Annotated in this window: 11 protein-coding genes and 2 tRNA genes; 10 read left to right on the top strand and 3 right to left on the bottom strand. The window is 72.5% G+C overall.

Features of this window, described 5'->3' with window-relative positions:
* Window positions 1-113: 113 nt before the first annotated feature.
* The 8 genes from gyrB (at window position 114) to O2W14_RS00800 (ending at window position 8156) form a co-directional block, all read left to right on the top strand.
* On the top strand, window positions 114-2147 hold the full coding sequence (gene gyrB, locus O2W14_RS00835) for a DNA topoisomerase (ATP-hydrolyzing) subunit B (RefSeq protein ID WP_269174191.1): 2034 nt from the start codon (window positions 114-116) through the stop codon (window positions 2145-2147).
* 225 nt (window positions 2148-2372) lie between these two features.
* The gene (gene gyrA, locus O2W14_RS00830) at window positions 2373-4841 is read left to right on the top strand and encodes a DNA gyrase subunit A (protein ID WP_269174190.1); all 2469 of its coding nucleotides are present in this window, start codon (window positions 2373-2375) and stop codon (window positions 4839-4841) included.
* Between the two features lie 249 nt (window positions 4842-5090).
* Window positions 5091-5852: a DUF3566 domain-containing protein gene (locus O2W14_RS00825; RefSeq protein ID WP_269174189.1), complete on the top strand. Its 762-nt coding sequence runs from the start codon at window positions 5091-5093 to the stop codon at window positions 5850-5852.
* Between the two features lie 117 nt (window positions 5853-5969).
* Window positions 5970-6043 (top strand) — tRNA-Ile (locus O2W14_RS00820).
* Window positions 6044-6156: 113 nt separating this feature from the next.
* Window positions 6157-6300, top strand: a complete 144-nt coding sequence (locus O2W14_RS00815; protein ID WP_269174188.1) for a DLW-39 family protein — start codon at window positions 6157-6159, stop codon at window positions 6298-6300.
* A gap of 42 nt (window positions 6301-6342) precedes the next feature.
* Window positions 6343-6415, top strand: a tRNA-Ala gene (locus O2W14_RS00810).
* Window positions 6416-6738: 323 nt separating this feature from the next.
* Complete coding sequence (locus tag O2W14_RS00805) at window positions 6739-7275, top strand: peptidylprolyl isomerase (protein WP_269174187.1); 537 nt, start codon at window positions 6739-6741, stop codon at window positions 7273-7275.
* A 137-nt stretch (window positions 7276-7412) separates the two neighbouring features.
* A complete protein-coding gene (locus O2W14_RS00800; RefSeq protein ID WP_269174186.1) occupies window positions 7413-8156 on the top strand; it encodes a rhomboid family intramembrane serine protease in 744 nt (247 codons plus the stop codon).
* A 25-nt stretch (window positions 8157-8181) separates the two neighbouring features.
* On the opposite strand, the gene O2W14_RS00795 is transcribed toward O2W14_RS00800, so the two are convergent.
* Window positions 8182-8583: a PH domain-containing protein gene (locus tag O2W14_RS00795; RefSeq protein ID WP_269174185.1), complete on the bottom strand. Its 402-nt coding sequence runs from the start codon at window positions 8581-8583 to the stop codon at window positions 8182-8184.
* Window positions 8584-9264: 681 nt separating this feature from the next.
* A complete protein-coding gene (crgA, locus tag O2W14_RS00790) occupies window positions 9265-9537 on the bottom strand; it encodes a cell division protein CrgA (protein ID WP_269174184.1) in 273 nt (90 codons plus the stop codon).
* A gap of 152 nt (window positions 9538-9689) precedes the next feature.
* Between crgA and O2W14_RS00785 the strand changes: the two genes are divergently transcribed.
* Window positions 9690-10436 carry a DUF881 domain-containing protein gene (locus O2W14_RS00785; RefSeq protein ID WP_269174183.1) on the top strand — a complete coding sequence of 249 codons (747 nt, stop codon included), beginning with the start codon at window positions 9690-9692 and terminating at the stop codon, window positions 10434-10436.
* Window positions 10437-10548: 112 nt separating this feature from the next.
* Complete coding sequence (locus O2W14_RS00780) at window positions 10549-11241, top strand: aminodeoxychorismate/anthranilate synthase component II (RefSeq protein ID WP_269174182.1); 693 nt, start codon at window positions 10549-10551, stop codon at window positions 11239-11241.
* A gap of 62 nt (window positions 11242-11303) precedes the next feature.
* On the opposite strand, the gene pknB is transcribed toward O2W14_RS00780, so the two are convergent.
* On the bottom strand, window positions 11304-13109 hold the full coding sequence (gene pknB, locus O2W14_RS00775; RefSeq protein ID WP_269174181.1) for a Stk1 family PASTA domain-containing Ser/Thr kinase: 1806 nt from the start codon (window positions 13107-13109) through the stop codon (window positions 11304-11306).
* Window positions 13110-13153 lie beyond the last annotated feature (44 nt).

Raw genomic sequence — 13153 nt, 5'->3', positions numbered from 1 at the left:
ACTCTGGAGGTGACACACCGCCAGCAGCCCTCTCAGAGCCGCCCTGCGCCGGTCGACGCCTGCGTCGACGTGGTCGCCCCCGGCCGAGCGGCTGCGCAAGAGAAGGGCCCCACGTGGTCGCAGCGCCCCAGAACGAGACCGCCTACTCCGGCAGCTCCATCACCGTGCTGGAAGGGCTGGAGGCGGTCCGCAAGCGCCCCGGCATGTACATCGGCTCGACCGGCGAGCGCGGCCTGCACCACATGGTGTGGGAGGTCGTGGACAACGCCGTCGACGAGCACCTCGCCGGCTGGTGCGACACCGTGCGGGTCACGCTGCTGGCCGACGGCGGCGTCCGGGTCGAGGACAACGGCCGTGGCATCCCGGTCGACATGCACCCGGTCGAGAAGCGCCCCACCGTCGAGGTCGTGCTGACGATCCTGCACGCCGGCGGCAAGTTCGACGGCAAGAGCTACGGCGTCTCCGGTGGTCTGCACGGCGTCGGCGTCACCGTGGTCAACGCGCTGTCCACCGAGCTCGACGTGACCATCTGGACCAAGGGGTCCGAGTGGCACCAGCACTACGACCTGGCCAAGCCGGGCACGCTGACGAAGGTCGGGCCGACCGACAAGCGCGGCACCGCGATCACCTTCTGGGCCGACGGGTCGATCTTCGAGACGACCACGTTCTCCTACGACACGATCGCCCGCCGCCTGCAGGAGATGGCCTTCCTCAACAAGGGCCTGAAGATCGTCCTGCGCGACGAGCGCCCCGGGCACAGCAAGGTCGAGTCCGGCGTCGGCGAGGAGTCGCTGGCCGAGCACGCCGCCCCGGTCGAGACCGTCGAGGAGGCCTTCGAGCCCACCGAGGTCACCTGGCAGTACGACCAGGGCCTGGTCGACTACGTCGCCTACCTCAACCGCCGCAAGTCCCCGATCCACAAGTCGGTCATCGGCTTCTCCGCCGAGGGCGTGGGCAAGAACGACACCGCGATGTCGGTCGAGGTCGCGATGCAGTGGTCGGACGCCTACTCCGAGTCGGTGCACACCTTCGCCAACATCATCAACACCCACGAGGGCGGCACGCACGAGGAGGGCTTCCGGGCGGCGCTCACCTCGATCGTCAACCGGTACGCCAAGGACAAGGGCATCCTCAAGGCCAAGGACGACGCCCTGACCGGCGACGACATCCGTGAGGGCCTGGCCTGCATCGTCTCGGTGAAGCTGGGCGACCCGCAGTTCGAGGGTCAGACGAAGACCAAGCTCGGCAACACCGAGGTCAAGGGCTTCGTCCAGAAGGTCTGCAACGACCAGATCGGCCACTGGTTCGAGTCCAACCCGGCCGAGGCCAAGTTCATCATCACCAAGGCCGCCTCCGCCGCCCGCGCCCGCCGCGCGGCGCAGGACGCCCGCAAGCTGGCCCGCAAGAGCCTGCTGAGCGTCAGCGGGCTGCCGGGCAAGCTCTCGGACTGCCGGTCCACCGACCCGCGCAACTCCGAGGTCTACATCGTCGAGGGCGACTCGGCCGGCGGCTCGGCCAAGTCCGGCCGCGACTCGATGTACCAGGCGATCCTGCCCATCCGCGGCAAGATCATCAACGTCGAGAAGGCGCGCATCGACCGGGTGCTGAAGAACACCGAGGTCCAGTCGATGATCACCGCGTTCGGCACCGGCATCCACGACGAGTTCGACCTCACCAAGCTCCGGTATCACAAGATCATCCTGATGGCGGACGCCGACGTCGACGGCCAGCACATCACCACGCTGCTGCTGACCCTGCTGTTCCGCTTCATGCGCCCGCTGGTCGAGGCCGGCCACGTCTACCTGGCCGCGCCGCCGCTGTACAAGATCAAGTGGGGCGGCAAGGTCGGCCTGGAGTACGCCTACTCCGACCGCGAGCGCGACGCGCTGCTCAAGGCCGGCGCCGAGGCCGGCCGCAAGATCCCCAAGGACGACGGCATCCAGCGGTTCAAGGGCCTGGGCGAGATGGACGCCAAGGAGCTGTGGGAGACCACCATGGACCCCGACACCCGGATCCTGCGCCAGGTCACCCTGGACGACGCCGCGGCCGCCGACGAGATCTTCAGCGTCCTGATGGGCGAGGACGTCGAGGCCCGCCGCAGCTTCATCACCCGCAACGCCAAGGACGTCCGCTTCCTGGACGTGTGAGGACCTCCTCGCCCCCCGCCACTCGTACCTCGTGGCGGGACCCTGCGAGGGGGCCGAAGGGCCCCATCCAAGGGCCCGATCGACCAGACGGGTGACCGTCTTTGACGCCACGCCGGGGCAGTGACCAGCTGCCCGGCGTGGCGACCGCCCCGGCGATGACTTCCCACTCGCTGGTTGACCTGGGCATTTGTCCACCGCTGTGCATCGACTTGTGGAGAACCAGACGTGACCGAGACCCCCAGCCGCGACCGCGTCGAACCGGTCGACCTCCAGCAGGAGATGCAGCGCAGCTACATCGACTACGCGATGTCGGTGATCGTGGGCCGTGCGCTGCCCGAGGTGCGCGACGGCCTCAAGCCCGTGCACCGCCGCGTGCTCTACGCCATGTACGACCAGGGCTTCCGCCCCGACCGGGCCACCGTCAAGTGCGCCCGCGTCGTCGGTGAGGTCATGGGCAACTACCACCCGCACGGTGACTCGGCGATCTACGACGCCCTCGTGCGGCTGGCCCAGCCCTGGGCGCTGCGCTACCCGCTGATCGACGGTCAGGGCAACTTCGGCTCCCCGGGCAACGACCCCGCCGCTGCCATGCGCTACACCGAGGCCCGGCTGACCCCGTTGGCCATGGAGATGCTGCGGGACATCGACGAGGAGACCGTCGACTTCCAGCCCAACTACGACGGCACCAAGGCCGAGCCGCTCGTCCTGCCCGGCCGGTTTCCGAACCTGCTGGTCAACGGCTCGGCCGGCATCGCCGTCGGCATGGCGACCAACATGCCCCCGCACAACCTGCGCGAGGTCGCCGCCGCCGTCTTCTGGATGCTCGACCACCCCGACGCCGAGCCCGAAGAGGCGCTCACCGCCTGCATGACGCACGTCAAGGGCCCGGACTTCCCGACCCACGGCCTGATCGTCGGCCGCGAGGGCATCGAGGACGCCTACCGCACCGGTCGCGGCTCGGTGCGCATGCGCGCCGTCGTCACCGTCGAGGAGGACTCCCGGGGCCGGGTGCAGCTGGTCGTCACCGAGCTGCCCTACCAGGTCAACCCGGACAACCTGGCCGAGGCGATCGCCGACGGCGTCCGCGACGGCCGCCTGCAGGGCATCAGCGAGATCGCCGACGAGTCCTCCGACCGCGTCGGCCGCCGGCTGGTCATCACCCTGCGCCGCGACGCCGTCGCCAAGGTCGTGCTGAACAACCTCTACAAGCACACCCAGCTGCAGACCACCTTCGGCTGCAACATGCTCTCCATCGTCGACGGCGTGCCCCGCACGCTGCGCCTGGACGAGCTGGTGCGCATGTGGGTCATGCACCAGATCGAGGTCATCGTCCGGCGCACCCGCTACCGGCTGCGCAAGGCCGAGGAGCGCGCGCACATCCTGCGCGGCTACGCCAAGGCCCTCGACCAGCTCGACGCCGTCATCGCCCTCATCCGGGCCAGCGAGTCGGCCGAGGCCGCCCGCACCGGCCTGATGGAGCTGCTGGACGTCGACGAGATCCAGGCCGTCTCGATCCTGGACCTGCAGCTGCGCCGCCTCGCCGCCCTGGAGCGGCAGCGGATCCTGGACGAGCTGGCCGAGATCGAGGCCCGCATCGCCGAGCTGCAGGCCATCCTCGACGACCCCGAGCGGCAGCGGCAGATCATCCGCGACGAGCTGGCCGAGATCGCCGAGAAGTACGGCGACGACCGGCGCACCCAGTTCGTGGCCAACGACGGTGACGTCTCCATGGAGGACCTCATCGCCGAGGAGCAGGTGGTCGTCACGATCACCCGCACCGGCTACGCCAAGCGCACCAAGGCCGACCTCTACCGCTCGCAGCGGCGCGGCGGCAAGGGCGTCATGGGGGCCCAGCTCAAGCAGGACGACCTGGTCCAGCAGTTCTTCGTGGGCTCGACCCACGACTGGATTCTGTTCTTCACCAACAAGGGCCGGGTCTACCGGGCCAAGGCCTACGAGCTGCCCGAGGCGGCCCGCACCGCCCGCGGTGCGCACGTGGCGAACATCCTGGCCTTCCAGCCGGACGAGAAGATCGCCCAGGTCATCCAGATCAAGGACTACACGGTCGCCCCGTACCTGGTGCTGGCCACCGCCCGCGGCCAGGTCAAGAAGACCCGGCTGACCGACTTCGACTCCCCGCGCACCGGCGGCGTGATCGCCATCAACCTGCGCGAGAACGACGAGCTGGTCGGGGCCGCGCTGATCAGCCAGGACCAGAACCTGCTGCTCGTCACCCGCAAGGCCATGTCGATCTGCTTCAAGGCCACCGACGAGCAGCTGCGGCCGATGGGCCGGGCCACCGAGGGCGTTCGCGGCATCTCGCTGGCCGACGACGACACGCTGCTGTCGATGATCGTCGTCCAGGAGGGTGTCGACGTCCTGGTCGCCACCGAGGGCGGCTACGCCAAGCGCACCGGCATCGAGCACTACCCGGAGCAGAACCGCGGCGGCAAGGGCGTGCTCACCGCCGACCCCAAGGCCCGCAAGGGCGCGCTCGTGGGTGCGCTGGCCGTGGTGCTCGGTGACGAGCTCTACGCGATCACCTCCGGCGGCGGGGTGATCCGCACGCCGGTCAACGGCGTCCGGCACACCCGGGACCGGGCGACCATGGGCGTCAAGCTCATGAACTTGCCGGAAGACGTCTCCATCGTGGCGATCGCGCGTACGACGGACAACGACGAGCCCGAAGCCTAGGGTGGGGCGGATGCCAGGTCGGGTCCCGGGACGACGGCGTCCTGGTCCCGGCCTGCGCGACGACCACCGCACCGACCGCGTCGCCGTCCCCTCCGGGACGGCGCCGGTGGGTGAAGCAACGCGGCGAGGGCCGCAGGCGGACAGGAGACTGGGATGAGCGACCGGGCGCGTAGTTCGGTGCGTACCGACTCCCGTGAGGGGTCGGGAACGGCCGACGCGGATCCGGCCGGCGCCCCCCAGGTCAGCGACGTGCCGGAGCAGGCACCCGCCGACGGACCGGACGGCGCCGCGGCCGAGACGCCGGCGCCCCCGGTGGCGGGCGGGTCCACCGCCGCCACCGCCCGTCCGCTCGCCGGGCAGCCCACGCCGGCCGACGAGACCCGCGCGGTCGCGACGCCGGTGCCCCCGGTGACGCCGCCCGCGACCGGGCAGGGCAACCGGATCTCCGCCGGCGTGCGGTCCGCCGCCCGCAGCGCCGCCCCGGTGGACGCCACGCAGTCGGTCAGCCTGCCCCCGGCCGGCGTCCGCCCGGCCGAGCCGACCCGGCCGGTCGACACCGCCCGCCCGGCGGACACCCCGCGCCCCACCGCTGGTCCCCGGACCGCCGGTGACGGCACCCGGCCCGCCGGCAAGGGCCGTCGCGGCCCGCGCCGGGCCCGGCTGCAGCTGCGCCACATCGACACCTGGTCGGCGCTGAAGATCTCGCTGGTCGTGTCGATCGCGCTGTTCTTCGTCTGGATGGTCGCCGTGGGCGTCCTCTACGGCGTGCTCAGCGGGCTGGGCGTCTTCGACAGCGTCAACGACCTCATCGGCCAGGTCAGCACCTCCACCGGTGGGGTCGCCACCGAGTCCTTCACCATCACCGCCGGCCTGGTCTTCACCGGCGCCGCCGTGATCGGTGCGGTGAACATCCTGCTGCTGACCGCGCTGTGCACCGTCGGGACGTTCGTCTACAACCTGTGCTCCGACCTGGTGGGCGGCCTCGAGCTCACCCTCGCCGAGCGCGAATGAAGGACCCCCTCGCCCCCCACCGCTCGCAGGCTCACGGTGGGGCCCTGCGAGGGGGCCGACCCCGGAGCCCCCTGTCAGGGGGCTCCGGGGGGCCAGGTAAGCTGTTCATCGGTCCACGGGCGTGTAGCTCAGGCGGTTAGAGCGCATCCCTGATAAGGATGAGGCCGGAGGTTCAAGTCCTCCCACGCCCACCCGTGCACCGACGGCGGGGGAACCCAGGACCACGCGGTCCGGTTCCCCTGCCCGAGGTCCCCCGAGCGGTCACCAGCGCCGCGGTGGCCACCACAGTCCGAGGAGGTCCCGCGTGCTGAAGAAGCTGGTGGTGGCAGCGCTCGCTGCCGGTACCGTGGTGGCGGTCCGCAAGCGCACGTCCACCAAGGGCGAGGCCGACCTCTGGGCCCAGGCCACCAGCGGCCCGGACGCGGTCAGCACCCCCCGCTCCTCGTGATCCACCTGCACTGAACCACCCGGTGCGCCCGCCGCGCCGCCCGGGGACGTAGCTCAATTGGCAGAGCACCGCCTTTGCAAGGCGGGGGTTAGGGGTTCGATTCCCCTCGTCTCCACTCCCTCACCAGGACGACGGGGCCCCGTGCAGGACCCGGGGCCGTCCTCCTGCGCGGCCGCCGCCGACCCCGCACCACGTCGGTGCCGCGGCGTGCACCGGCCGACGACCACCTCCGCGACGTCGAGGGTCCACCGTGCGTCGAGTCGGGTGCGAGCAGGGGCGCGTGTGGTCCAGGTCGACGCCGGGCACCGGCCCCGTCCGCGGTCGCACCCGGGCCGACGGGGCCCGGCGGCCCGCCCGCCCGTGCGCGGCACGGCTGCCCGGGCGGCTGCAGGAACGGGCACCCAGCGGGGCGGGGGTGGTCAGTGGGAGAGTGGTCCCGTGACTGAGCAGACTCCCGCAGCACGGCGTGCCGTCCTGCACACCAACCGTGGCGACATCACCGTCGACCTGTTCCCCGACCACGCGCCCAAGACGGTCGCCAACTTCGCCGAGCTGGCGGAGGGCACCCGCGAGTGGATCGACCCCCGCACCCGGGAGAAGACCACCGCCAAGCTCTACGACGGCACCGTCTTCCACCGCGTCATCGACGGGTTCATGATCCAGGGCGGCGACCCGCTCGGGCAGGGCACCGGCGGCCCGGGCTACAAGTTCGGCGACGAGTTCCACCCCGACCTGGCCTTCAACCGCCCCTACCTGCTGGCCATGGCCAACGCCGGTCCGGGCACCAACGGGTCCCAGTTCTTCATCACCGTCACCAACACCCCGCACCTGAACAACAAGCACACGATCTTCGGTGAGGTCTCCGACGAGGCCAGCAAGAAGGTCGTCGACGCCATCGCCACGACGCCCACCTCCCGCGGCGACAAGCCGGTGGACGAGGTCGTCATCGAGTCCGTCGAGGTGCAGCGCAGCTGAGCACGGCTGAGGGCAACGGGGGCGCCGGCGCGGGAGACCCGCAGCCGGCGCCCCCTGCCGCGACCTGCTACCGGCACCCCGACCGACCCACCGGCGTCTCCTGCGTGTGCTGCGGGAGGCCGATCTGCCCCGAGTGCATGAACCCGGCCTCGGTCGGCTTCCAGTGCCCGGACGACGTCAAGGCCGGCAACGCCGGGGTCCGGCGGCCCAAGCGCACCACCGGACTGCGGGTCGCCAGCCGGCGCTTCGGCCCGGTCACGCTGACCCTGATCGGGGTCAACGTGCTGGTGGCGCTGGCCACCGCCGTCTCCGCGGTGAGCCAGGGGGTCAACCCGCTCCGCAGCTTCGCCTCCCCGCTGCAGAACGCCTTTGCCACCGCGCCCGTCGCCATCGACCAGGGCGAGTGGTGGCGGGTGGTCACCAGTGCCTTCACCCACGTCAGCCTGGTCCACCTGGTGTTCAACATGCTCGCGCTGCTGGTCTTCGGCTCCGAGCTCGAGCGCCAGCTCGGCCGCGGCCGGTACCTCACGCTCTACCTGGTGTCCGCCCTCGGCGGCGCCGCGGCGATCCAGCTCTTCGCCCCGCCGTACCAGGGGGTCGTGGGCGCCTCGGCGGCCATCTACGGCCTGCTGGGCGGGCTGGGCGTACTGCTGCTGTCCCGGCGGGAGGACCTGCGCGGCCTGCTCACCCTGCTGGCCATCAACCTGGTGGTCAGCTTCCTGCCCGGCATCTCCTGGCAGGGGCACCTCGGCGGCCTCGTGGCCGGGGCGCTGGTGGCCGCGGTGATGGTGTTCGGCCGGCGCAACCGCCCGGTCGTCCTCGGCGGGACGGCCCTGCTGGTCGTCGTCCTGCTGGTCCTGGTGTTCGGCGGGCTGCGCTAGCCCCTCCCGCCGCGGAGACCAGCGGTCAGGAGCCGGCCCCGGCGGCGTGCAGCACACCAGCGACCACGCCGGGGTCGGCGCCCAGCTCGCGGCGCCCCAGCACGACCAGGACGGTGTCGTCGGTGCGGTCCTCCAGCTCCAGCGTGGTCGACCGCACGCCCCACCGCCGCTGGCTGCGCACCTGCGCCCGCAGTGCCGGCCAGGCGATCGCCGTGCTGCCGGTCAGCGCCCGCGCGGTCACGCCGACCGCGTCGGCCCGCAGGCGGGGCCGCACCAGGGCGTCGCGGAGGGCCAGGCCGAGCAGCAGCAGCGCGGCGCCCCCGACCAGCACCCGGCCGACCGGGTCGACCACCAGGGCGGCCAGCGCGAGTCCGAGGCCAGCGACCGCCACCGCGACCGTCTCGCCGACGCGGGGCGACCACTGCACCCGGCCAGCTTGTCACCCCGTACGGCCCGGCTGCCGACCCGGCGCGTGCGCGGCCCCGGCGGGCTCGTCGTCCACAGGCGGACCCACCGTCGAAGGGCCGGATCCTCACCGAACAGCGTCGTTCGCTCACTGGCTGGAGTTGTCGACAAGAGGCCGGGACACGCCGACGAACAAGCCGTCACGCTGTTGGTTTGCGATCGCCGGAGGCGGGTAGTAGGGCGCCGCCGACCAGGGGAACACCCCTGTTTTCCCACAGTTGTGTACACAGCTGGGGACGGACTTCCACGGGTGTAGTCACCCCCGTGTGGTTTGCGCCCCAGTGGTCACACCAGGGGCATCCGTGCAGGTCAGCCGCGCATGACCGGGCTCGCAGACTCCACATGTCGTGGACAACCCCGTGGACGGACCGCCAGGCAGCCTGTGGACAAATGCCGCGGCTGTGCACAGACGATGTCGGCGCCGACCGCTGACGAGCGTCTGACCTGCACGTTGACCGCTTTGTCGACTCTGTCGCGGGGTGACCGCAGCGCTCCGTACGGTCACCGTCGTCGTCCCCAGCGCGGCGGACGACGGGACCGCCGGGAGCCCGTCCTGGAGGCGCCCCGGGAGCGTGCCCCGGGGACGACGAAGGCCCCCGTCCGGAGCGGACGGGGGCCTGTCGGACCGAGGGTCAGGGCGCGGTCAGCGCCAGCGCATCGACATGATGAGGCCGGCCACCATGAGGCCGAAGCCGATGGCGAAGTTCCAGGGGCCCAGGGTGGTCATGAGGCCGATCCGGTCGCCGGCGACGTAGTAGACGACGATCCACAGCAGCCCGACGAGCATCAGCGCGACCATCAGGACGGCGTACCAGCGGGGGCTCGGCTGGACGGCGCGCGCCCGGGCGGCCGACGAGGGGAGGACCCCCTCCGGCGGCGTGTACACCGACTTCTTGCGCACCTTCGACTTCGGCACCTGCGGACTCCCTCCCGGGCCGTGGCCTGTCGCCCCGGCGTGAACTGCGTCCAGCCTAAGCTGCAGGGCGAGCGGAGCAGCTCTCCCGTGCGGGCCGGGTCACCTGATCCGGCGCCCGGCGGAGCCGCGCGGAGCCAGCAGGGGAGGTCGACGTGCGCCGGTCGGTCGGCTCGCTGCGGATCAGCCCGTGGACGGCGCTGGTGCCCGTCGTCGCCCTGGTGGCCGGGTTCATCTTCGCCACCTCGAGCACCACGGCCCAGGGCACCGACCTGCGCGCCGGCCAGAGCTCCCGGCTGACCGACCTCATCGCCCAGCGCGAGGGCTCGGTCGCCGACCAGCAGGCGACGCTGGCCGCCCTGCAGGCCGACGTGCAGGCGCTCACCGACCAGGCCGCCGGGCGCAACGGCGCCGTCGCCGAGGCGCAGGCGCTCGGCCGTTCGGGGCAGCCCTCCGCCGGTCTCACCGCCCTCGCCGGGCCCGGGCTCACCGTCACCCTGGACGACGCCGAGCTCGAGCCCAACGGCGCGCTGCCCACCGGCGCCGGGCCCGACGACGTCGTCATCCACCAGTCCGACGTCCAGGGCGTGGTCAACGCGCTGTGGGCCGCCGGCGCCGACGGGGTGTCGATCATGGGCCGGCGGCTGACCGCCACCAGCGCGGTCATCTGCGTCGGCAACACCCTGCTGCTGCAGGGCCGCACCTACTCGCCGCCCTTCGTGGTGACCGCGGTGGGCAGCGCGGAGGAGATGCGTGACCAGCTCGACGCCTCGGGGCAGGTCCGCGTGCTGCGGGACGCCGCCGACCGCTACGGGCTCACCTACGACGTCCAGGACGAGCGCACCGTGACGCTGGCGCCCTACGACGGCACCCTGGACATGCAGTACGCCCGCGCCGACTGAGCCGGGCGGCGGGTGACGTCCGCGGGCCGGGCGTGTACACCTGGACCCGGCAGCGCGCGCCCTGGCGCCCGCCGGTCCTGTCGTCGTCGTCCCCTGGAGCCCTGAACCAGCCGTGAGCCTCCCTGACGCCCCTGCCGCCGGCACGGAGCCCGCACCGGTCCGCCCGGTGCTGGTCGTCGACAACTTCGACAGCTTCGTCTACAACCTCGTCCAGTACCTGGGCCAGCTGGGCGTGCCCAGCCTGGTCCGGCGCAACGACGCGGTCACCGTCGCTGAGCTCGAGGACCTCGACGTCGCCGGGGTGCTGCTCTCGCCCGGCCCCGGCACCCCCGTGGACGCCGGGGTGACCGTGCCGATGGTGCGGGCGGCCGCCGAGGCGGGCCTGCCCGTGCTGGGCGTCTGCCTCGGCCACCAGGCCATCGCCGAGGCCTTCGGTGGCGTCGTGGGCCGCGCACCGGAGCTGCTGCACGGCAAGACCAGCCAGGTCGTGCACGACGGCGTGGGCGTGCTGTCCGGCCTGCCCTCGCCCTTCACCGCCACCCGCTACCACTCGCTGGCCGTCGAGGCCGACACCGTCCCCGACGAGCTCGAGGTCACCGGGCACACCCCGTCGGGGATCGTCATGGCGCTGCGGCACCGTGAGCTGCCCATCGAGGGCGTGCAGTTCCACCCGGAGTCGGTGCTCACCGAGGGCGGCCACCAGCTGCTGGCGAACTGGTTGGTGGGCTGCGGGCTGGCCCCCGACCCGGCGCTGGTCGAGGCGGCCTCGGCCGCGACGCGGAGGCTCAGCACCGCCACCGTCTGAGCCGGTGACGACAGCGGGCCCCTCACCCGGTCGGGAGAGGGGCCCGCTGTGTTCCTTGGGGGTCAGCCCGCGGGGGTGGTGGTGGGGGTCGCCGGTGCCGAGCTCGACGGCGGGGTGCTGCTGGGCGTCGCCGGGCTGCTGCTGGTGGCCGGCGGAGTGCTGCTGGGCGCCGGCTCCTCCTCGACCGGGACGGGGACGGCGATCTGCAGCTCGATCGAGTCGTCGACGGAGACCGACGAGCCCGGGCCCGGGTCGGTGTCGATGACGCTGCCCGGGGCGACGGTGTCGTCCTCTCGGTTGAACTCGGTGATGAGCCCGTTGTCGATGCCGGCGCTGATCAGCCGCTCCCGGGCGGCGGCCGTGGTGAGCCCGCGGACGTCGGGCAGGTCGATCGTCCCGGTGGACACCTGGAGCGTGATGTCGGCGTCCGGGGCGGCCTGGGTGCCGGCGGGCGGGTCGCTCTCCACGACGGTGCCCTCCGGCTGGAGGCTGTCGACCTGGTCGGTGCTGATGCTGCCGGTGAAGCCGGTGGCCTTGAGCCGGTCCCGGGCGTCGGCGGTCTCCCGGCCGGCCAGGTCCGGCACGGTCAGGCTGTCCGGGCCGGCGCTGACCACGAGGGCGACCGGCGACCGCTCGGCCAGCTGGGTGCCGGAGGTGGGGTCGGTGCGCACGACCTGGCCCTCGGCGACCGTCGCGCTGGCCTCGTCGGTGACCTCGCCGACGGTCAGGCCGGCCGTCGTCAGCGCCGTCGTGGCCTCCTCCTCCGTCTGCCCGACCAGGTTGGGGACCGCCACCTGGACGACGGCCGGGGCGGTGGGCTCCCGGTCGCCGCCGCTGTTGAAGACCACGATCCCGGCGATGACCAGCCCGAGCAGCAGCAGCCCGCCGACGACGGCGGCGATGAGGGTGCGCCGCTTGCCGCGGCCGTCGTCCTGCTCGTCCCACTGGTCGTCGTACCGGCCGGCGGAGGTGGCGCCGATGATCGTGGTGCGGTCGGCCTCGCTCATGACCGGCGTGGCCTCGACCCGCTGGCCGGCGACGGCGCGCAGCAGGTCGGCCCGCATGTCGGCGGCCGACTGGTACCGGTTGGCCGGGTTCTTGCTCATCGCCTTGAGCAGGATGGCGTCGAGGGCCGGGGGGATCTCCGGGTTGATCGTCGACGGCGTCCGCGGGTCCTCGCGCACGTGCTGGTAGGCGACCGCCACGGGGGAGTCGCCGGTGAACGGCGGGGTGCCGGTGGCCAGCTCGTAGAGCAGGCAGCCGGCGGAGTAGACGTCGGAGCGGGCGTCGACGCCCTCGCCGCGGGCCTGCTCGGGGGAGAGGTACTGGGCGGTCCCTATCACCGCGGCCGTCGAGGTCATCGTCGCGGCGGAGTCGGAGACGGCGCGGGCGATGCCGAAGTCCATCACCTTGACCGTGCCCTGCGGCGTGATCATGACGTTGCCGGGCTTGACGTCGCGGTGCACGATGCCGTTCCGGTGGCTGAAGTCCAGGGCGGCGCAGATGTCCGCGGTGAGCGACATCGCGCGCTCGGGGGGCAGGCGCCCCTCGGTGCGCAGCAGGTCGCGCAGCGTCTCGCCCTCGACGTACTCCATGACGATGTAGGGGGTGGCGCCGGTGGCGGTGCGGTCCTCGCCGGTGTCGTAGACGGCCACGATCGCCGGGTGGTTCAGCGACGCCGCGGCCTGGGCCTCGCGGCGGAAGCGCACCTGGGACGACGGATCGCGGGCGAGGTCCTGGCGCAGCACCTTCACCGCGACCTCACGGCCCAGCCGCAGGTCCCGCCCGCGGTGCACCTCGGCCATGCCGCCCCGGCCGAGCACCCCACCGATCTCGTAGCGCTCGCCGAGCACCTGGGGGGTGGTCATCGGGATCGGGGGTCCTCTCGGGGAGTGCGGAGCGGTGGTCGCGA

Source organism: Modestobacter sp. VKM Ac-2986 (assembly GCF_026967795.1).
Taxonomy (GTDB): Bacteria; Actinomycetota; Actinomycetes; order Mycobacteriales; family Geodermatophilaceae; genus Modestobacter.
This window is presented reverse-complemented; position numbering and strand designations above follow the sequence as displayed.